The organism is Amycolatopsis alba DSM 44262, assembly GCF_000384215.1.
Classification (GTDB): domain Bacteria; phylum Actinomycetota; class Actinomycetes; order Mycobacteriales; family Pseudonocardiaceae; genus Amycolatopsis; species Amycolatopsis alba.
Map to the genome: position 1 here is coordinate 8,367,921 of NZ_KB913032.1, position 19,748 is coordinate 8,387,668.

General features: G+C 67.5%; 17 protein-coding genes. 7 read left to right on the top strand and 10 right to left on the bottom strand.

The annotated features are described in order from the left end of the window. The first annotated feature begins 10 nt into the window (after positions 1-10). Positions 11-940 carry a TIGR03621 family F420-dependent LLM class oxidoreductase gene (locus AMYAL_RS0138890; RefSeq protein ID WP_039794812.1) on the top strand — a complete coding sequence of 310 codons (930 nt, stop codon included), beginning with the start codon at positions 11-13 and terminating at the stop codon, positions 938-940. A gap of 30 nt (positions 941-970) precedes the next feature. On the opposite strand, the gene AMYAL_RS0138895 is transcribed toward AMYAL_RS0138890, so the two are convergent. From AMYAL_RS0138895 to AMYAL_RS0138920, 6 genes are all read right to left on the bottom strand, one after another. Continuing rightward, positions 971-2,530 carry an aldehyde dehydrogenase family protein gene (locus AMYAL_RS0138895; protein ID WP_020636711.1) on the bottom strand — a complete coding sequence of 520 codons (1,560 nt, stop codon included), beginning with the start codon at positions 2,528-2,530 and terminating at the stop codon, positions 971-973. Next, entirely contained in the window at positions 2,527-3,882 is a 1,356-nt protein-coding gene (locus AMYAL_RS0138900; RefSeq protein ID WP_020636712.1) for a TrpB-like pyridoxal phosphate-dependent enzyme, read from the bottom strand. Before AMYAL_RS0138900 ends, AMYAL_RS0138895 begins: the two co-directional genes overlap by 4 nt. Continuing rightward, complete coding sequence (locus AMYAL_RS48120; RefSeq protein WP_020636713.1) at positions 3,879-4,421, bottom strand: PaaI family thioesterase; 543 nt, start codon at positions 4,419-4,421, stop codon at positions 3,879-3,881. Before AMYAL_RS48120 ends, AMYAL_RS0138900 begins: the two co-directional genes overlap by 4 nt. Next, positions 4,418-4,930, bottom strand: coding sequence for a PPOX class F420-dependent oxidoreductase (locus AMYAL_RS48125; RefSeq protein WP_020636714.1), 513 nt, complete (start codon positions 4,928-4,930; stop codon positions 4,418-4,420). Before AMYAL_RS48125 ends, AMYAL_RS48120 begins: the two co-directional genes overlap by 4 nt. After that, positions 4,927-7,011 (bottom strand): AfsR/SARP family transcriptional regulator, encoded by a 2,085-nt coding sequence (locus AMYAL_RS47305; RefSeq protein ID WP_020636715.1) that lies wholly within the window; start codon positions 7,009-7,011, stop codon positions 4,927-4,929. Before AMYAL_RS47305 ends, AMYAL_RS48125 begins: the two co-directional genes overlap by 4 nt. Before the next feature lie 89 nt (positions 7,012-7,100). Continuing rightward, positions 7,101-8,099, bottom strand: a complete 999-nt coding sequence (locus tag AMYAL_RS0138920; RefSeq protein ID WP_020636716.1) for a ParB/RepB/Spo0J family partition protein — start codon at positions 8,097-8,099, stop codon at positions 7,101-7,103. A gap of 536 nt (positions 8,100-8,635) precedes the next feature. On the opposite strand from AMYAL_RS0138920, the gene AMYAL_RS0138925 reads away from it, so the two are divergent. The 4 genes from AMYAL_RS0138925 to AMYAL_RS0138940 all read left to right on the top strand — a co-directional run bounded on the left by AMYAL_RS0138925 (position 8,636) and on the right by AMYAL_RS0138940 (position 11,758). After that, on the top strand, positions 8,636-9,340 hold the full coding sequence (locus AMYAL_RS0138925) for a hypothetical protein (RefSeq protein ID WP_143267872.1): 705 nt from the start codon (positions 8,636-8,638) through the stop codon (positions 9,338-9,340). Positions 9,341-9,465: 125 nt separating this feature from the next. After that, positions 9,466-9,912, top strand: a complete 447-nt coding sequence (locus AMYAL_RS48130) for a hypothetical protein (RefSeq protein ID WP_020636718.1) — start codon at positions 9,466-9,468, stop codon at positions 9,910-9,912. 79 nt (positions 9,913-9,991) lie between these two features. Beyond that, positions 9,992-11,281, top strand: coding sequence for a hypothetical protein (locus AMYAL_RS0138935; RefSeq protein ID WP_143267870.1), 1,290 nt, complete (start codon positions 9,992-9,994; stop codon positions 11,279-11,281). 39 nt (positions 11,282-11,320) lie between these two features. Next, positions 11,321-11,758, top strand: a complete 438-nt coding sequence (locus tag AMYAL_RS0138940; RefSeq protein ID WP_157358233.1) for a hypothetical protein — start codon at positions 11,321-11,323, stop codon at positions 11,756-11,758. An 8-nt stretch (positions 11,759-11,766) separates the two neighbouring features. On the opposite strand, the gene AMYAL_RS0138945 is transcribed toward AMYAL_RS0138940, so the two are convergent. Continuing rightward, positions 11,767-12,402 (bottom strand): NADPH-dependent F420 reductase, encoded by a 636-nt coding sequence (locus AMYAL_RS0138945; protein ID WP_020636721.1) that lies wholly within the window; start codon positions 12,400-12,402, stop codon positions 11,767-11,769. A 30-nt stretch (positions 12,403-12,432) separates the two neighbouring features. Further along, a complete protein-coding gene (locus AMYAL_RS0138950; protein ID WP_020636722.1) occupies positions 12,433-13,218 on the bottom strand; it encodes an inositol monophosphatase family protein in 786 nt (261 codons plus the stop codon). A gap of 114 nt (positions 13,219-13,332) precedes the next feature. On the opposite strand from AMYAL_RS0138950, the gene AMYAL_RS0138955 reads away from it, so the two are divergent. Next, the gene (locus tag AMYAL_RS0138955; RefSeq protein ID WP_020636723.1) at positions 13,333-14,244 is read left to right on the top strand and encodes a LysR family transcriptional regulator; all 912 of its coding nucleotides are present in this window, start codon (positions 13,333-13,335) and stop codon (positions 14,242-14,244) included. Here the strand turns inward: AMYAL_RS0138955 and AMYAL_RS0138960 are convergent. Further along, positions 14,241-16,511 (bottom strand): DUF262 domain-containing protein, encoded by a 2,271-nt coding sequence (locus AMYAL_RS0138960; RefSeq protein ID WP_020636724.1) that lies wholly within the window; start codon positions 16,509-16,511, stop codon positions 14,241-14,243. The genes AMYAL_RS0138955 and AMYAL_RS0138960 overlap by 4 nt on opposite strands. Further along, on the bottom strand, positions 16,508-18,211 hold the full coding sequence (locus AMYAL_RS0138965; protein ID WP_209447281.1) for a GmrSD restriction endonuclease domain-containing protein: 1,704 nt from the start codon (positions 18,209-18,211) through the stop codon (positions 16,508-16,510). Before AMYAL_RS0138965 ends, AMYAL_RS0138960 begins: the two co-directional genes overlap by 4 nt. 445 nt (positions 18,212-18,656) lie before the next feature. Here AMYAL_RS0138965 and AMYAL_RS0138975 point away from each other — a divergent pair, with 445 nt between their 5' ends. Next, positions 18,657-19,718, top strand: coding sequence for an aldo/keto reductase (locus AMYAL_RS0138975; RefSeq protein ID WP_020636727.1), 1,062 nt, complete (start codon positions 18,657-18,659; stop codon positions 19,716-19,718). Positions 19,719-19,748: the final 30 nt, after the last annotated feature.

Genomic DNA, 19,748 nt, shown 5'->3' on the forward strand with positions numbered 1-19,748 from the left:
AATCCGCGCCATGAAACAGTTCCGTTTCGCGGTGCAGATTCGCAATGCCGGCCACGGGAAGGAATGGCGGGCCAAGGCTCGCCGAATGGAGGAGCTGGGCTATTCGGCGCTGCTGATCCCGGATCATCTGAGCGACCACTGGGCGCCGCTGGTCTCCCTGACCATCGCCGCCGAGGCGACCAGTTCGCTCAAGGTCGGTTCCCTGGTGCTCAGCAACGACTACCGGAATCCCCTGTTGCTCGCCAAGGAGATCGCCGCGCTGGACAACGCCAGCGACGGCCGGGTCGAATTCGGCCTCGGCGCGGGCTGGAAGAAGGAGGATTACGACAGCCTCGGCATTCCCTACGACCCGCCGGGCGTGCGTATCGAGCGGATGACGGAAGCCCTCGCGATCATGAAGGAATTCTGGGCGACCGGGGCGGCGAAATTCGACGGCGACCATTACACCGTCGACGCGCGAATCGGCCCGCCCCTGCCGAAATCCACCCCGCATCCGCCGGTGATCATCGGTGGCGGCAGCCGGAGGCTGCTGTCGCTGGCGGCCAGGGAGGCGGACATCGTGAGCTTCAACGCGCGCCTCACCTCCGGGACCATCGACCTGGATGTGGTGAAGTCGATGACGGCGAAGGCGTACGCGGAACGATCCGGCTGGGTCCGGAAGGCCGCCGGAGACCGGTTCGACGCGCTCGAACTCCAATGCCTGGTCGTCGTCTGCCAGGTGGTCCCGGATCGCGCGGAGACCTTCCGGAACATCGCCGCCCATTCCCCGCTGACCGTGGAGGAGCTGACCGAATCGCCCGCGTTCCTGGTCGGCACGGTGGACGAGATCTGCACCTCGCTGGAGGAACGGCGGGCGGAGTACGGCTACTCCTACTGGGTCGTACCCGAGCCAGACATGGAGCGGTTCGCCCCGGTCGTCGACCGGCTGACCGGCCGATGACCGGGGGCCGCCCCCCTTGTTCCGGTGGCTTCACCGTGGACTGTTCCGGATGCTGATGCCCTGCAGGTGCGTGGTGCGCAGGATCGGATAGTGCAGTTCACCGTAGGGCCCGCCGGTCCGGCCGGTCCCGCCGTGGGTGGCGAGGACCGGCGCGAACGCGATATGGGAGTCGTTGACCCGCAACAGACCGCCGTTGCCCACCCGCTCGGTGAACGCCGTCGTCACCGCGTCGTCCCCCGTCCACAGCGAGTTCCGCAACCCGTACCGGTTCGTGTCGACGAAGGCGATCACGTCGTCGAGCAGGTCGTGGTCCGCACCCGCTTCGGGGACGACGATCGGGAGCATCGGGAAGAACGTCTCTTCCGCGACACAGCGGAGTTCCCGTGCCCTGGCGAGGCCCTGGACGCGGAGCACGGCGGGTTCCAGGAACAGCCCGCCGTCCGCCGGACGGCCGTGCACGTCCAGGCGCCGCCCACCGCACCGCACCTCCGCCCCGCCCTGCCGGGCCTCGGCGAGGAAGTCGAAGAACAGATCCTGTTTCAGCACCGGTGAAAGCAGCACCTCGGGATCGTCCGGATAACCCGGCCGGATCGACCGCGCACGGTCGACCACCCGCTCGATCAGTTCTTCGGCGATCGCCGGATGCGCGACCGCGTACTTGGGCACCATGCAGATCTGGCTGGAACCGTGGAAGCATTCGCTCAGCGCGTCGGCGGCCGCGTCCAGATCGGCGTCGTGCCACACCACGACCCCGTCGTTCCCGGACAGCTCCAGAATGGCCTTCTTGCCCTTCGCCACCCAGTCCTGGCCGAGCTTCAGCCCGGTGGCGCTGTCCCCGAAGAACATCAGGTCGTCGGTCAGCTCGCTGTTCAGCCACTGCCGCAGGATCCTCCTGCTGTCCCCGCTGACCAGGTTGATCGCTCCGCCCGGCAGGCCGTGCCGGTCCAGAATGGGCGCGAGGATCTCCTGGTACAGGAACATCACGCTCATCGGCGTCGCCCGTGGCGCCTTCACCACCAGCGAATTCCCGCCGAGCAGGGCCATGATCCCCAGCCCCGAGTTCGACCCCGCGGCGTTCTGCGGCGGGTTGACGCAGACCACGCCGTCCGGTTTGCGGGCGAGGACGAGCAGGCGGCCGTCGCGTTCCTCCTCCTGTCGCAGCTGGCCGAACTGCCAGTCCAGGGTCTCCGGGCCGGTCCCCCGCAGGACCCCGCTCGTCTCCCATTCCGCGAGCCTGCGCGGATGCCCTTCCGCCACCAGGAGATCCACGAACTCCTCCGCGTGCTCACCGACGGACCGGTGGAAGTCGTCGCCGACCTGCCGTCGCACCTCGAGCGGGACGGCGGCCATCAGCGGCTTCGCCCGCGCGGCGGCTCGCAACGCGGCCGCCACCTGCTCGTCCGAACTGAGCGCGCACCGCCCCACCAGGTCCTTCCCCGCCTCCTCCGGCGAGCGGAGACCCAGTTCGAGGCCGCGTTTGAGATCGAAGGCGGTGGCCGGATCGTCCAGGAAGGCCGCGGCACGGATGACGTACGTCCAGCCGCTGCCCGCGGTGGCACGGCCGTCGATGAACAGGTCGTAGCTCCTCATGACGCCAGCCCCCTGGCCAGTTCGGCCCGTTCCTCGGCGAACGACTCGACGTCGCGCAGCTCACCGGCGTTGAACCGCCCGTACGCCCCGAGGTCCAGGTCCCCCCGGCCGCTCCAGCAGAACACGATCGTGGCCTTGCGCCGCTCCTCCCGGCAGCGCCGGGCCACGTCGAACACCGCGCGAATCGCGTGCGCGGTCTCCGGGGCGGGCAGCAGACCGGTGAGCCGGGCGGCGATCCGCGCCGCCTCGAACACCTCCACCTGCTGATACGCGACAGCGTCCAGCACGCCCTCGTGGCGGAGCAACCCGATCAGCGGCGCGGCACCGTGGTACCGCAGCCCGCCTGCGTGGATGGGCGGTGGGCTGAAGTCGTGGCCGAGGGTGTACGTGCGGACCATCGGCCCGGTGCCTCCCGCGTCCGGGTAGTCGTACCGGTAGGTGCCTTTGGTGAGGGTCGCGCACGCGGCGGGCTCGGCCGCGATGATCTGCGTGTTCACCGCACCGCTCAGCTTGTCCGGCACCCAGGGCAGCGCGAACCCGCCCATGTTCGAGCCACAGCCGACCGACGCGATCAGGTAGTCCGGTTCGCGGCACAGCTCGTCGAGCTGTTCGCGTGCCTCCAGCCCGACCACGGTTTGGTGCAGCAGCACGTGATTGGCGAACGCGCCCATGGAGAACCGGGAGTCCGGGTCGGCGCGCACGACTTCGAGCGCCTCGGACACGGCCGTCCCCTCGTTCCCCGGATGGCCGGGGTCCTGCTCCAGCAGCTTCCGGCCGAACTCGGTGCCCGTGCCGGGGCTCGGCTCGACCCGCGCCCCGAAGGACTCCATCAGGTGCCGCCGATAGGGCTTCTGATGGTAGGAGGCGCGCACCATGTACACCCCGACCTCGATCCCGGCAAGCGCCCCGGCCAGCGCGAGCGCGCTGCCCCACTGTCCGGCGCCGGTGTCGGTGACCAACCGCCGGATGCCCTGGTTCTTCGCGAAGTACGCCTGCGCGAGGGCCGAGTTCAGCTTGTGGCTGCCGGAAGGGCTGCCGCCCTCGTACTTGAAGTAGATCTCAGCGGGCGTGTCCAGGTAGTTCTCCAGCGCGCGGGCCCGCATCAGCGGGGTCGGCCGCCAGGCCCGGTACGCGTCACGGACCTTTTCCGGAATGGCGATCCAGCGTTCGATCGACCGGTCCTGGGCCACCAGCGCGCTGGGCAGCAGGCGTTCCAGGTAGTCGTCGCTCGCCTGCTCCCCGGTGGCCGGGTCGAGCATTTCGTCCTGGGCCCTCGGCAGATCCGGGGCCACGTTGTACCAGCGATCGGGCAGCCGGTCCTGGCTTAGCTCCAGTCGTTCGAGCGGGATCATCGGGCGCCTTCCCGGACGGGCAGGTCGACCGCGAGCGGTTCGTCCAGGGGCCGCACGTCGAAGGTCACCCGCACGGTCGCGACGACGACGCCGTCCGGATCCCGTGCCTCGCCCACCGCACCGGTCCGGGTGTGCCCGCGCTCGGACACCTCCCGCAGGACCTCGGCGGTCTCCCCGGTCAGTTTCCCGATCGCCTCGACGTCGCCACGGGCCGGTCCGCTGTAGTCGATCTCGGCTTTCCGCGCGACGAAGGTCACCTTGTTCATGTGAACCGCGAAGGCGCCGACGAACGCGGACGCCGCGGCGAACTCCGCCACCTGGAACAGCGCGGCGGCGTGCATGGTGCCGACGTGGTTCCGGAGGTCGTCGACCAGCCCGAGCCTGGCCTTCGCCCGCCCGTCGGCGAGTTCCACGAGTTCCACCCCGGTGAACCGGTTGAACGGCACGGCCTGCTCGACCAGGCTCCGGAGCTGGTCGTAGTCGATCACCGGCCCGTGGGCGACGCCGTCCCGTCCTGGATGCTGCGATTCCTCAGTCATAGAAGCTCCCCATCCTCGACATCTGCTGAATTCGAACCCGTCGCCCAGTCCACCGGCTTCCCGGCCGCCGGAGGCGCCGCCAGCTCCACGTAGATTCCGTCGCGGCTCGCGAAAAAGCGCTCGTACAGGCGCCTGCCGAATCCGTAGGCGTCCCGGAGTTCCCGCTCGGCCCGTTCGGCTTCGGCGGGATCGAGCAGGCGGGCCCGGCCCGTCGCCAACGGGCCGAGGAGACCGCCGCGCGCACCGCAGGGGCCGACCAGCACCTCGGGATTTCGGCGCAGGCGCCGCACTTTCCCGGCGCCGGCATCGGTGCGGAAGTACAGGCGATCCGCGGCGCGGGCGAACCACACCGGGGTGGCGACCGGCTCCCCGTTCGCCCGGTAGGACACGACCAGGCAGTACTTGTGCCCGTGGAAGCGGGCCGGATCCCATTCCGCGCTCACCGGATACGAGTTCGTCTCGCGCCGGAGCACCGCCGCGTAGAACCGGTTCTCCCACCGCCGCGTCACTGTGGCAACCCCGCTTCCCACGGGGTATCCGTCACCGCCCGCTGCGGCACGGTGACCAGCACGTCGATCAGGCTCTCCACGTCGGCCTTCCAGCCGAACACGCGCGCCTGCCGGACGATGTGCAAGAAGAGAACTCCGTTCCGGTGCACCCACAATTCGGGATCTCCGGTGATTCCGTCAACCTGCGGCCGGATCGGGGTTGTCTCCTTGCTCCTGCGCACGGCCTCCCCGACCGCGAGCAGCCGGTTCATCAGCCTGCGCACCGCTTGGCGGGTGACCTCCCCCGGTTCGGCCTCGGCCAGTTCGCGGGCGTACAACGCGACCAGCCCGTGCGCGCGGTACCGCGGCTCTCCCTCTTCGTCCGGCCCCACCGGCTCCACCAGTCCCGCTTCGGCCAGCCGCCTGGTCAGCCATCTTCCGTCGCCGTCGCTCAGCAGCCCCAGGCTCCACGCGCCGAACTCCCCCGGTGGCAGCAAACCCATCCGCCGGAAAGCCAGTCGCGTCGGACTGTCCAAAGTGGAGACTCTGGCCGCGAACGCGGACCGCACTTTGAGCTCGCCCAAGCAGGTACGAGGATCGCGCAGCAGACCGCCCAGCGCCGACGGCGATTCCGCGGGCCGGCGCAGCAGTCGTTCGCGGAGGACATCGAGCGCGAGCGGCAGTCCCTCGCACACCCTCGCCAGCTGGTACGCGCCATCAGGCTCGGCGGCCATCCGCTCGGCGCCCAGCGCGGGTTCGAGCAGCTCACAGGCCGCGGCGTTGGCGAGCGGTTTCAGCCGCAGCCACAAGGCGTCCGGTACCTCGGTGCCCGGAGCGCGGGAGACGACCAGCACGGCGCAGCCGGGGCTCTCGGGTAACGCCCGCACGACTCGCGCGGCATCGGCCACATCGTCGAGGACAAGCAGGATCCGGCGGCCAGCCACCCGTCGGCGCAAGACCTCGGCCCGGTCCGGCGTCTTCGGGGGAAGCAGCTCGCGACGGACACCGGAGGCCAGGAGCAGGCCTGCCAGTGCGTCGCCGGGCTGCTCGTGGCCGGGACCGTCGCCGAGCCGGAAATACCATTGCCCGTCCGGATAATGCCGGCGCAGGCGATGCGCGACCTCGATCGCGACCGCGCTCTTGCCGACGCCCGGCAGCCCGGAAACGACGGCCACCGCACCCTCGGGCCGGAGGGACAGCCAATCGACCAGTTCACGGATCTCGCTGTCCCGGCCGATCATCCGCTCCGGCGCGATCGGCAGCGGCCCGACCGGATGCTCCGCACGAGAGGCGGGCAACCCGCCGTTCGACCGCGTGGCCGCCGGGACCCGGTCCGGTTCACCGGCCAGGATCTCCCGGTGCAGTCTGGTCACCGCGGCGCCGGGTTCGATGCCGACCTGCTCCACCAGCACCGACCGCAGGCTCCGGTAGACGTCCAGCGCTTCGGCCCGCCGCCCGCAGCCGTAGAGCGCCGTCATCAGCTGCGCCGCGAACCCTTCCCCCGCGGGATGCTCGGCGGCGAGCGCGCGAAGCTCACCGATGACCGCCGCGCTCTGGCCCGCCTCGATGTCCAGATCGATCCGCCTGCTCAGCACCCACAGCCGCTGTTCGTCCAGCCTCGCGACGTGCTCCTGCCGGAGCCGCTCGGACGGCACGCCCGCGAGCGCGGGCCCGCGCCAGAGTGCCAGCGCCGCCGACAGATGCCCGCGCTCGGCGAGCGAGTCCCCGATCAGTGCGGCCTGGTCCGCGAGCTCGACCTCGGCGTGGAAGTCCCGTAGATCGAGCTCGCCTGCCGCGACCTCGACCAGGTAGCCGCTTTCCACGGTGCGGACGAACACCCGGTCCCCCAGCGTCTGACGCAGCCGGGAGATGAGCGCGTGCAGTGCCGTACGGCTTCCGTTCGCCGGGTCGTCCCAGACGATCCGCATCAGTTCCGCGGCGCTCACCGGCTGATTCGCTTTCAGCAGAAGGCCTGCCAGGATCGCGAGCCCTTTTCCGCCAAGCCGGATCTCGCGACCGTCGTGGCGGAGTTCGACGGACCCCAGCAGCGAAAAGCGCCGATCCGGCGGCCGGGCACGTTGTTCGGCGTGGTCGCTCGACACGAATACCTCCACCGCATTCTTGGCGAAGTGCCTTTTATCATGGAAATCATTGGTGCCGTACTCGTCACTCTAATTCATCGAAAACGCACTCAGGCTTCGTCCACGTCGGCGTGAACCGCGTCGCCGCGCCGCTCGAGCCGCACCGCCAGTTCACGCCAGACCTTGGCGTTCGCATAGGCGAGTTCGGCGACGGTGCCGGAACAATGCGCCGGCACCGTGGCGGCGACCCGTTCCCACTCGGTCATCCCGTTGATATGCGCGTCCAGCCAGCGCAGCAGCATGCGTCCCGCCTCACTGAACCGCAGCGACGGATCCTTGCGCAGCGTCCGGAGAACGGAAAGCTGGTCCACCGGCCGCTCAGGCCACGTAATCCGGTCACCGCTCCGATCCTGTCGCCGCTCGGCGGACGGCCGCTCGAAACCGCGTTGCCTGGGCGGCACCGGGTCCTGCCCGGCACGCAGGCGATCCCGGACGTCCCGCGCCGTCGACGGCGCCACCCCTGCCTGTCGGGCGATCTCCCGGATCGGGGCATCCGGATTGATCATCATCAGCTCACCGGCCCGGCGTCGGCCCTCGGCGCTGCTGAGCGGTCGCACCCGCCCGTCCCGCCCGACCCGGATGGTCGACTGAGGAACTTCCTCAGTCGACCGTCTGCGGATCGCCCCCACCGTCTTGGCGGCGAGCCCCGTGGCCTCCGCGATGACCCGATCCGACCACTGTGGATGCGAACCGATGATCCGCGCGGCGGCCACCGTGCGGTCGGCCAGCGAAAGCGGTAGCCCGTGGGAGACGTTCACCTCGACGGCGATCACGAAGGCGTCTTTTTCGTCGCCCTCGAAGAATTGAGCCCTGATCTCGCGCTGGCCCCGCAGTACCGCCGCACGCCACCGGTGCATCCCGTCGATTATCCGCATGCTCGGCCGGTGCACGACGATCGGCGGCAGAATCGCATCCGATTCCGCCAGCACCTGGGCGTGCTCGTAGTTCTCACCGGCCGTTCGCGGTGAATCCGCAGGCAGCAGGGAGTCGATCGGAACGACCTCCACCGGAATCTTGTCCAGTCCGCCGTCCGATCGATGCCACAACACGGGGACACCGTTTCGTAAAGGTTTACCGGCCGATCCGGAATCGAGTTCGAAACTCACAATTCCCCCCTAGGAATTTGGTTGCCACCCCAGAAAACTCGCCTTCACGTACAAGCGCCGACCGGTCCGGAGCGGGATCGGCAGTGTCCGGGCCGACCATCGCGCGCCGCGTTCGGATCGGGCCACGAGCGGTCCGGTCACTCCGTCGCAACCCGCACACCTCCACCGTCGACGACAGCTGAACGAACACCTCTGGCGATCGAGCCGCACACAGCACTCCCCGATCCGACATCACGTGCCTGACCAGGGGGACAGCATCAGAGGAAAGATCAATCGCAACCCCCACCACCGTCGATGTGACACTGATCTGCCGGGTGCCACTGGACTGTCAGTCCAGAGCAACGATGGACCCGCAGGCTACTACAACGCCGAGTGTCCGGCACACCACCGCATCCGGGATGCACCTGGATGGCCCAAGATCAGCTGGTTTCTCCCCGTTTTCACACCGGGTCGGTTGAGGAACCCGCGCGGGAGCTGGCATGCTCTATCCTGGCTGGGAATTTCTAGCGTTTGGGGGCTTCCGAAAGGGAATCATGCATAACCGGTCGAGCGCGGATCACGATGAGATCGCCCCCGAGGATGTCCTTGCCCTCGCGGGCAAACCGGCGAGCGAGCTGACTTTCGGGGAGCGGCTGAACCTGCTGTGGATGGCGGTTCGCCCACTGAAGGACGAAGACCCGCAAGCATGGCGCAAGGCGAGCGCCGACCAGCGGCGTTCGTCTTCCGGCGATACGGATTCGCAAGGGCGCCCGCAATACACGAACACCTGGGTCGCCCAGCAACTCGATGAACGCTACGGGGTGCGGATCACGCCAAGTTATCTCGGCAAGCTGCGCCACGACGAAAAGGTCAACCCCAGCCTTCCGGTGCTGCTGGCCCTGGCGAAGTTCTTCAAGGTCGACACGACTTTTCTGTTGCCTGCGACCACGAAGGCCGACCAGGACAAGATCACCGGCGTGCGCGACAACCTCATCGAATGGATCTCCACCGCCGGAATCAGCGTCATCGACACCACGAACGCGGATACCGTGGATCAGAACGGCATAGCCATCGAACTCCGCCTTCTCGGCGTGACGACAGCGGCCGAAGCGCAGCGGCAAGTCGCCTTGGCGCTGGCGCAATGGCTCGAAGCACAACATTCAAGCGAACCCATTACTCTTGCGCCACAGCCGGAAGCGCTATGAAGTATCCCAGACAATTGGCCAGTCGCCGCCCACAGGCACATGCCGGTCGAATTGCCGACCGCATTGTCCTCCCGCGTCCGTTCACTCATGACGCTTACCAGGTCCTGCTCACCGACGTGAGTGGCATGCCCACCCGGCTGCTGCCGCTCCCCGCGGCACTGCCGGGCAGTGGCTCGATGCTGACCGGTATGACCGTACGGCTGAACAACACGGCCTACATATTCTACCGGGCCGACACCAGCCTGATCCACCAGTTGCACGTCATTCACCACGAGCTGTTCCACGCGATGGAGCACCATCCGGGGATGCTGGTGAGCGACCCGGTGATCAAAGACGCCCTCGCGCAGTTGCTGCGCCCCGATCTGCCCAACCTGAGCAGCGAACTGATCCGGCACCTCGTGGGACGCAGCTGCCGGGTGGGCGAATTCCAGGACAAACACGAACGTGACGCGGAACGGTTCGCGGTGGTCATGGCCTACCGGCTCGGCCTGACCGTACCGATGAACGGAGAGAACGATGCGAAGCCGGAAGCGGACCGCCTCCACCGCCTCCTGTCCAACGGCTGCCCGTGAAACCCGGTAGCCGGACCGTGAATCACGGTACCCAGGTCGAAGAAGACGACCACGGCAAGCTTTGACCAGGTGATTGCCCATGACATTCGCGTTGACAGCCGTAGTCGGAATGGGAATAGTCGCAGCCTTGTTCTTCCGGCAACGGCTGTTGCAGTCATGGCGGGCCAAGCCTTCGGCGGCGTTGTCGCTCTCGTCCTTGTTCTTGGCGCTCGCGGTGGCTTTGCAGATCCCCCCGGTGCACGATGTGCTGGCCTACAAGGCGGGCTGGAACCTGTTCTGGCCCACCCAATGGGCCCTGACGATCGCCTGCTGCTTGATGGTGCACATCTTCGCGATCCGCGCCGTGGCCACCTCGCGGAACCAGGCCAGGCTGGCCACCCGCAGGATCACCGCACTGATGGGTGCCGCGTTCCTTGTCGCGTTCGCGTTGTTCTCCACCGACCCCGACCACCCCGACTTCGTACTGGGACCACAAAGCCGGCTGGAGGTGCCCGGTCACGTACCGATCCTCGTCGGCTTGGCGTGGGTGGTCGTGATGGCGACTCTGGCGTCTTCCGCCATGACCCACGCGGTGCGCGCCTGGCATTGGGCAGCCAAGTCACCCGAACCCACCAAGGCATGGCTGCGTGCGGGCCTGCGAATCAGTGCGGCGGGATTCGGCGTCGGAGTCTTGTATTGCCTTCACAGTGCCGCCTATCAGACCGCCGAGATGGTGGGCTGGATACCGGCGTGGACCCAACAATCCGTGTCGGATCCGCTGATCACCGCCGCGCCGACACTGATCTTCATCGGATCCGTCCTTCCGGCGATCGAGTCCTGGCACCGAGAACGCCTGGACGGGACGCGTCTCCTGCGCCGCCTGGAACCGATCAGGCGGTTACTGGTGGCGCAGGTTTCACTCGAACACCTGACGGCGATCCAACGACTGCAGCGACTGCTCCTGCACCATTGGCGCCCGATGATCTTGGTGTACCAGCTGATGATCGACTTCGAGGACGCACTCCTCCGCATTCAGCAAGAAGTTCCCATGGCACTTTCGCGCTACACGATCAATCAGGCTTATCGCAAGGACATCGACGACAACGAACGACGCGCCGTCGTCGTCGCGGTGGTCCTTGCGGCCTGGGCCGGGGTTCCGCACGCCGTCGAAACTCCCGAGGGCTTTCTCGAAAACCGGATCGACCGGATCGTCGGCATCGTGCTCAAACTCGCCGAGCACCGTCACATGCCCCCGCTGGAAGACTCCGAGAATGCCCAACAGGAAACGACGCTGATCACCGATCTCGACCGATGGTTGCGCGCAGCCGATCTTCTGCGCGACTTTCCCGTCGACCTCGACACCATGGCACTCGGTTCGTCACATCACTGATGTGTCACCGAAACCGATGTTTCCGGAACTGGAGGCGGAATGACCACTTATGAACTGTCTCGAACAACCCGAATCGTCCTGTCCGCGGATGTAGTCTGGGACGGTGTGCTCGGGCTGGCGTTCTGTCTGCTCACAAGTCAGGATTTCGCCTCGGCACTGGGCCTGCCGCTCCCACAACCGTGGTTTCTCGCTGTCCTGATCGGAATCGGCTGTTTCGTCTTCTCGATACTGCTGGTTCGCGCCGTTCGGGGTCGCAGCACCGCGACGATCGTCCAGTCCGGCGCGATCGCCAACGCGGCGGCCGCCGTCGCGGGCGGCGCCGCGGCCGCAATGGTGCCCCTGCACCCGGTCGGCACCACCGTGATTCTCGTGAGCGCGGCCATCTGTGCGACCTTCGCCGTGCTGGAATGGCATGTGGGCAGAAGCCCCGCACACGTGGCCGCCGCCGATCGAACCGGTCTCGAACAGACCGGATGACTCGCCGGTCAGCGGGCGAGAGAGACGGCGAAGGGCCGGAAACCGTGTCGGCGCAGGACGTGGGGCACCACCAGGATCATGGCCTCGGTCGCGCGAGCCGTGATGATGTCACCGAGATCCTCGATCCACGCGGGCTGCCAGCCCAGGTCGCCGAGCAGACCGGTGACGGTCTTCTTCGCTTTCTCGTCGTTGCCTGAGACATAGACGGTCGGTGGCGTGGCCAGGGTTTCGGGCGTGGTCATGACCATGAAGCTCATGGTGTTGAGCGTCTTGACCACCTGTGTGGCGGGAAGCCCGGCCTGGAGCTTCTCGGCGAGGCTGCTGCCGGGGTAGCACAGGTCGCCGGGCAGGCCGTCGTCACCGTCAAGGGTGGCGTTGGAGACGTCGACGAGGATCTTTCCGGAGAGCTCCGCGCGCAGGCCGGTGAGCCGGTCCAGGGAGCTGTCTCCGGGCGTCGCGTTGATCACGATGTCCGTGGTGCGGGCGGTGGTGCGCTGGTCGGCGAAAGTGATCCGCGGGCCGGCGAGCGCCGCGGCGCCATCTGCGTTCCGGACGCCCAGGGTGACCTGATGTCCGGCAGCGGCGAGCTTGCCCGCCAGGGTGGTCCCGACGCGGCCTGCGCCCAGGATGCCGATGCTGGTCATGAGTTGGTGCTCCTTACGGTATGCGTCCGATCAGACGAGGGGCGACAGGACCTTCAGCGCGGCGGTGTGGACGCCGGGGGCAGCGGCGAGGAAGTCGCGGCTGCCCGTGTGCCAGGGTTCCCCCGCCAGATCGGTGACGGTGCCTCCGGCTTCGGAAACCAGTAGCGCGCCGGCGACCAGGCCGGAGCGGACGTCGGAGAATTGCCAGAACGCGTCCATGCGTCCGGCGGCGACGTGGATGAGCTGCATCGTGGCGGGCACGGAAACGCGCACGACCAGGCCGTTGACGAGCATGGCGGTGACGGAGTCGCCGATCCGCCGGAGAGTGCGCTCGTCCTCACCTGGTTTGGCCTGTCCGGTGCCGATGAGCGCGGCGCCCAGGTCGGTTTTGGCCGACACCTTCAGGGGCCGGTCGTTGAGGCGGGCACCGGCGCCGGCGACCGCGGTGTAGGTGTCGCCGGTCAGCGGCAGATGGACGACGGTGAGCACCGGCCGGTTGTCGCGGACCAGGGTGGCGGTGACCGCCCAGTCCCCCATGCCGTGGACGTGGTTGATGTTGCCCTCGGCGGGATCGACGACCCACCACTCCCCCGGCGGGAGCGCGCCGCCCGCCAGTTCGTCCTCTGCCCACTGCGATCCGTCCCTGGCCCGCAGCAGCGGTTCCCGCAGCACGTCCAGTACGGCGTCGTCGTTGGCATGGATCTCGTCGACGATCTCGGTCGAACTCACGCCACGGGCGTGCGAGGTGAAGCGGTCGCGCAGCGTGAGACCGGAGGTCTTCACCGCGGCCGTCACAGCGGGCAAAAGCGAGTTCATGGGGGCTCCCTGGGAAGAGTGGAAGCGGGGAGATTCTCTCGGCCCCGCCCTTCGAAACTAAGCCCGCCGATGATTAACGACAAGTGCATGCTTTTCACTTGTAGAGTTACTCTCATGCAATTGGATTTGAATCTGCTCACGGCACTGGACGCCCTGCTGGAGGAGGGCAGCGTCGCCGGTGCGGCGGCCCGCCTGCACGTCACCGCACCGGCGATGAGCCGCTCCCTCGGCCGCATCCGCAAGGCGACCGGCGACCAGATCCTGGTCCGCACCGGCCGCAGCATGGTCCCCACCAGCCGCGCGCTGGCCATGCGGGCCGAGGTCCACACGCTCGTGCAGCAGGCCCACCACCTTCTTTCCGCGCAGCGAGAACTCGACCTGGCGGCGCTGGACCGGGTGTTCACCGTGCGCTGGCACGACACCCTGACCGCGGCCTGCGGCACCGCCTTGACCACCGCCGTGCACCGGCAGGCGCCTGGCGTTCGACTGCGGCTCTCCGCAGAACCCGGCACTGACGACGCCGAGCTGCGCCGAGGCGAGGTCGACCTCGAATCCAGCTCCGGCCGTCCGGCGTTCCCCGACATCCGCCACCGTCTCGTCGGCACGGACCGGCTGGTCGTCGCCGTCCGGCCCGGCCACCCGCTCGCCGAAGGCACACCGAGCCCCGAGCGCTACGCGGCCACCGAGCACGTCACCATTTCGCGTCGCGGAAGCCTGCGCGACCCGATCGACGACGCCCTGGCCACGCACGGCCTCGAACGACGTGTCGTCGCCGCCGGACCAACCGCCGCCTTCGCGCTGCAACTCGCCCTCGGCACCGACCTGGCGGTCACCCTCCCCGACATGGTCACCCGCGCGGCCAGGGACCGGCTCGGCCTGCTCACGCTGCCTTTGCCGTTCCCGATGCCGGAGGTCTCGTTGTACCTGCTGTGGCACCAGCGCTACGACGACGACGGGGCCCACGCCTGGCTGCGCGGACTGGCCATCGAAACCATCCGGACGCTGTTCGCGCCAATGACCGGCTAGAGACCGGCGGCCACCAGGTCACGGAGGAAGGCCGCGCCGAGGACCACGCGGTCCGCCGAGTCGACGGGGCCGTCACCGTGGTCGCGCTGGGGTGCCTTCACCACGAGGCGATCGCCCGCTTCTTCCACGTCGTGCCGCCTGCAGATGTCGTCGAACTTCGCTCGCAGCGCCTCGTCCTCGGGGGCCTGGAGCTCGAATCCGTCGCTCACACTACGCATGCCGACGCTGCTGCGCTCAAGCCGCAGCCAACGGGGGTTGGTCTCGTATCCGGTGAACCACGGGTCGGCGACCCGATCACCGGCGCCACTGGATTTCCAGACCTCGAGGAGGATCGGGTCACGGTAGTTTCCGTTGCGCTGCTTGGTGCGCAGCATGCACAGGGAGTAGCCGAGCTCCCCGTCGACGCCGTAGTAGATGCCTGTGGCGCCCTCCCGCATGGACGAGTACTTGACCAGGTAGTAGCGCCAGTCGAACACCTCGGCCGTTTCCCGCTCGGCGAGCCATTCACCCGTCACCGTCCCGAAATACTCTGCCGCGCCGCTGCCGGACGCCGCCAGTCCGTCGAGGAACTCACCCAGGACGGCCCGAGTCGTGGCGAGGGCGTCGAACGTGGTCTCCGCGAGGAGATAGCGCCACACCCACTCCTGACCAGTGGAGCCGGTCCCGAACTGCCAGGCCGATGATTTCGGCCGTCGACGCTGGTAGTTGCCGGTGGCGAGCAGCGCACCGGTCAGGTCCCGCCAATACAACGGTTTGCCGAACGCGGTCTCGAAGGCTTCCGCCCGGTGACGGAAGCTGTCACTGTCGAGCTCGAACGCGCTGAGGGTGCCGCGGAGGATCGGATGGTCCTCCAGCCTGAAGAGCGCATCCTCGAACTCGGGGCAGGCATTCAGGAATTTCTGCTTACGGCGTTCGTCTTCGACCTGGTTACCGCTGAACCCGGTCACCGCGCCGAGATCGCCGTGGACGATGACCTCCTCCACGTCCGCGATCAACGCAGGCATGCTGGACCGGCGCATTTCATCTTCGGAGGCCGCGATGAGATTCCGCAGAACCCGCAATCTGCGCGGGAACTCTTCGGTGCCTTCGATGACATGCAGCAGGACCGCGTACAGGAACAGGGTCTGTTGCAAGGTGAAGGGGCGGTGGAAGACACCTCGTCGAAGGCACTGCTCGAACAAGTTGACGCCGGAGGCGCCGAAGAGGAGAACCTTCCGCGAGTCATACCGCGGTTGACCGGGGAGCGCCGTCGACAGGACCTTGTCGAAGGTTTCCTCGATGTGCTCGCCGTCCCGCCAGCTGTCGAAGGCGCCGAACAGGAAGTTCAGATGCTCGTCGGCCCGCTTGTTCTCCCGCCCGAAAACGGCGCGTGCGCGGCGAACGAGCCGGTCCTCCGACGCCGGCCGGTTCTCACGCAGCTCGCAGAGCTCGGTGATGAACCTGATGTAGTGGACGAGTTCATCGTCGACGATGTTGTCGCCGCCGTGGTACGGCCACAGGAGATCCGACCATGAACCGTCGATCTTGTGCGCGAACTCGTCGGCCCGGTCCGAATGCCGGATGTCCTGTTCGAACCGTGCCTTGAAGGTCTCGAACGGGGTGAGCGGTTTCCCGCGGGAGTTCATCTTGATGTACAGATCCTCGTCGGACTCCATGTCGTCCAACGGCAGCAGGTAGAACGAGACCGCGGGAGATTCGGCGTGCGTCAGACGCTGCCACGCGGCGTGAGCGTCCAGATCTGGATGGAGGCGCCCGATGTCCCGGTGGATCGCGTCGATCATGACGAGCATGGCCTGGATGGTCGGGTCGTTCCGCCACACGTGCAGATACCACGCCTGGTCGATGATCCACACGGACGGCACGGCTTCGTCCTGCGGCAGCGGATTGAGGGCCAGCCGCTCGCAGAACAACCGCGCGCTCGCGCGTGTCGCATAGGAGAAACGAGTCCAGGCCGCCTCCGGACGAAGTTCACCCGCCGCGGAGGCGAGATACCAGTGCAGCAGGAACAATGTGGTCAGTCGCTGCTGCCCGTCGAGGGGATGGAACGTGGTGCCCTCGATCTTGCCGTACACGAAGTCGAGCCCGACGGGCTCACCCCCGGCCACCGCGTCGAGGAGGACTTCGAGGAAGTCGGCCCGGATCTCCCCCACCCAGGTACTCGGGCGTCCTTGCGCGTAGTCGCGCTGGATGAGCGGTATCTCGATGCTGCCGATCCCCGGCGCGTGCGCCTCGAACATCCCGGCGTACGAAGTCAGAAACCCTTTCACAGGAAGGCCTCCCTGTCGGACAGCAGATAGTCGCGAAGAACCGAGACCATCTCGTCGAGGTAGTGTTCCCGGTCCTGCGGGCTCCAGAAGTACATCTGATGCTCGTCAGCAGGCGAGTAGTACTTCAGGAACACATTCCTGGTGCAGACGGGGATGTAGGACCCCTTCCGGTCGCGGTCGAGAACCGCAGCCCGTTTGACCGCGAACACCGAGTTGCTCAGCGCGCTGTTGTCACCCGCGTCGAGCAACGCGAGGTTGGCGATCGAGTCCATTCCACCGTCGCTCGAGTCCGCCCCGACCGAGAGCAGCTCGGTGAGCCGGAGTTCCAGCGGACGGAAGTCGGCCGCGGCGATGACCGGCTTCGCGAGCACCTCGTCCACTTTGCCCAGGATCGGTTCCTTCTCGGCCTGGCCGATCTCGTCGAGCGCCACCAGTGCCCGGCGATGCAAGCGAAGCCATTCCTTCCACTGCTCCGCGCGGTTGAGCCGTTCCGCGTTCTGCGCGTGCACGTGCTCCAGGGACCAGGCGCCGATCGCGTGTTCCCGGAACGAATACCGCTCCGAGGAGTGCTTGCGCCGTCGCACGGTCTCGATGTTCATCAGCAGCAACGCCCGAGGCGCCTTGTCGCTGTGGTAGCTCAGGTCCCGCAGGCCGGCCTCGGAGAGCGCCAGGTCTTCGCGGATGAGCCTGTCGAGCTCCGCCTCGAACCGCGACTTCGGCTTGTCCTTGGAGAGCTCGATCAGGTCCCTGAACGAGGTCCGCCGGGTGATGAGGAAACCGATCTTGTGGAAGAGGCTCCGGCTCTCGAACCATCCGAGCACGAGAGAGTGCAGGTCGACCACTTCGTTCCAGACCTCCTGAGGGGCGGCCTCGATCCGCTCCCGAAGAGTCTCGAACGTATGGAACGGCGGACGGCTCCGGCCGGTGGGACCGCCCGCGATCGTGTCCAGCAGCAGACTGATGTGCGTCGGGTCCTGCGCCCCCTTGCCGGTGATGAACGCCCACAACTCCGGATCGCGCAGATCTCGCTCGATGACATCCCACTGCGCCGCGATCTCGAGCGCGCGATCGGTCACGCCGACGCTGCCGCGGCTGCGTGACAGCAGGAGGGCCTTCACGAGCTCGGCATCGGTCAGCGGGATGCGGCCGACGTTGAGCCGGGTGAAGAGCGTCGCCGCGTCCAGATCGCCGACGGCTTCGTACCAGATCACCCGGACGTGTTCGAAGAGCGCGCCATAGAACTTGTTGGCGACATACTGGCGCCGGCTCCCGCGGTCGTCGAACCAGGCGGCGATACACCGATAGGCCTCGTGGATGTGGAAGAAATCGATGTTCTCCTGGCTCCGTCCAGGATCGAGCTCCTCCAGGTACGCGGCGCTGTCCACTCGCGTCTCGTATCGGAGGCTGTAGTCGGCGCCCGAACTCTGCAGCCCCGCGGCCTTCATGTACTGGAAGATCAGGAACAGTGTCGTGAGCCGCTGCTGACCGTCGACCAGCTCCCATTCCTCGCCATACCGCTTCACCACCACCGGCTGCAGGTAGTACGGCCTGTCACGGCTTCCCCAGATGTCGTCGAGCAGCCGCCGTACCTCGACCTCGCCCCACCGGTAGCCACGCTGGTACGCGGGAACGTAGAAGCGCCCGGAAATATCGCCCACGAGCAGGGGTTCCAAAGAGGCTTCGCCCGCTGATGTCGTCACAGCCACGCATGCTAGTGAAGGGGTCCGACAAGAACACCTCCTGGCCGGTCGGCGCTGGCTCGGCAAACTCGGTCCGGGCTGGATCGCCGACGGCGAGCACGGGTTCACCCTTCTGGCGCTCGGGCAGGACCGCACCCGTCTGGTGCAGACCGAGCGTTTCACCGGCGTGGCCGTCCCCTTCGCGGAAAGTACGCTGTGGGAAACAGAACGCCACTTCGATGCCATGAACCGCACGCTCGCCATCCGTGCGGCCTCGTGAGTGCGTAACGGGTTCGGCGACCTCTTCGCGGCGCGATCCAGGGGCCTGCCGACGCGACGGCAGGCCCCTGGATCGTATCCGCAGCAGGGTAGGACTGCCTTTCCCAGGAAGTTCTTTCCCTTATCCCCGGCTCGCGGTGATCGCAGACTTGCTTTCGACAACCGATCACGAGCACAGGAGGCCACGATGTCGCTCACCCTCGACACGTACCGGCTGCTGGGCCGCTCCGGGCTGCGGGTCTCCCCGCTGGCGCTGGGCGCGGCGACCTTCGGCACCGAGTGGGGCTGGGGCGCCGAGCAGGACGACGCGCGCAAGCTGTTCGATCTCTACGTCGAGCGCGGCGGCAACTTCATCGACACCGCGAACACCTACACCGACGGCAGCTCCGAGCGGCTGCTGGGCGAATTCACCCGCGAGAACCGCGAGAGCCTGGTGCTGGCAACGAAATACTCGACGCTGAGCCGGCCGGGCGATCCGAATTCCGGGGGCAGTCACCGCAAGACCTTGTTCGCGTCGGTGGAAACCAGTCTGCGACGGCTGAACACGGACTACCTCGATCTGCTCTACCTGCACGTGTGGGATTTCACGACGTCGGTCGACGAGGTCCTGCGCGGCCTGGACGACCTGGTCCGCCAGGGCAAGGTCCTGTACGTGGCGATGTCCAACGTCCCGGCCTGGCAGGTGTCGCGTATGCAGGCGATCGCCGATCTGCGCGGCTGGTCGCCGCTGGTCGCGCTGCAGGTCGAATACAACCTGGTCCAGCGCACCGCGGAACGGGACCTGATCCCCATGGCACGCGAGCTGGGGCTGGGAGTGATCCCGTATTCACCGCTGGCAGGCGGGGTGCTCGCCGGCAAGTACAGCCGTGACGACCTGACCGCGGCGAAGGCCGACGCCGACGGCACCCGCAAGGGCTTCAACATCGCCAACGGCGACGTCACCGAACGCAACCTCGCGATCGCGGACGTCTTGAAGGAGGTCGCCACGGAGATGGGCCGCCCACCCGGCCAGGTCGGACTGGCCTGGACCCTGCAGAACCCTGGCGTGACGGCACCGATCATCGGCGCGCGCACCCCCGCGCAGCTGGAGGACAATCTGGGCGCGCTGGAGGTCGGCTTCACCGCCGCCCAGCTGGCCCGCCTCGACCAGGCCAGCGCGATCGAACTCGGTTACCCGCACGACCTGCTCGCCAGCGACAGGGGCCGCGCGTTCAACAGCGGCGATCTGTCGATCGAAACCCGCGGCTGATACCCGGCCGATCACCACGGACCGGCGGTC

Bases quoted from the DNA above. Each gene is read 5' to 3' on its own strand.
- AMYAL_RS0138955 (WP_020636723.1), top strand. From the start codon at position 13,333: ATGCAATTGGATTTGAATCTGCTCACGGCACTGGACGCCCTGCTGGAG.
- AMYAL_RS0138940 (WP_157358233.1), top strand. From the start codon at position 11,321: ATGACCACTTATGAACTGTCTCGAACAACCCGAATCGTCCTGTCCGCG.
- AMYAL_RS0138950 (WP_020636722.1), bottom strand. From the start codon at position 13,218: ATGAACTCGCTTTTGCCCGCTGTGACGGCCGCGGTGAAGACCTCCGGT.
- AMYAL_RS0138900 (WP_020636712.1), bottom strand. From the start codon at position 3,882: ATGATCCCGCTCGAACGACTGGAGCTAAGCCAGGACCGGCTGCCCGAT.
- AMYAL_RS0138945 (WP_020636721.1), bottom strand. From the start codon at position 12,402: ATGACCAGCATCGGCATCCTGGGCGCAGGCCGCGTCGGGACCACCCTG.
- AMYAL_RS0138895 (WP_020636711.1), bottom strand. From the start codon at position 2,530: ATGAGGAGCTACGACCTGTTCATCGACGGCCGTGCCACCGCGGGCAGC.
- AMYAL_RS0138925 (WP_143267872.1), top strand. From the start codon at position 8,636: ATGCTCTATCCTGGCTGGGAATTTCTAGCGTTTGGGGGCTTCCGAAAG.
- AMYAL_RS0138975 (WP_020636727.1), top strand. From the start codon at position 18,657: ATGTCGCTCACCCTCGACACGTACCGGCTGCTGGGCCGCTCCGGGCTG.
- AMYAL_RS48130 (WP_020636718.1), top strand. From the start codon at position 9,466: ATGCCCACCCGGCTGCTGCCGCTCCCCGCGGCACTGCCGGGCAGTGGC.
- AMYAL_RS0138890 (WP_039794812.1), top strand. From the start codon at position 11: ATGAAACAGTTCCGTTTCGCGGTGCAGATTCGCAATGCCGGCCACGGG.
- AMYAL_RS0138935 (WP_143267870.1), top strand. From the start codon at position 9,992: ATGACATTCGCGTTGACAGCCGTAGTCGGAATGGGAATAGTCGCAGCC.
- AMYAL_RS48120 (WP_020636713.1), bottom strand. From the start codon at position 4,421: ATGACTGAGGAATCGCAGCATCCAGGACGGGACGGCGTCGCCCACGGG.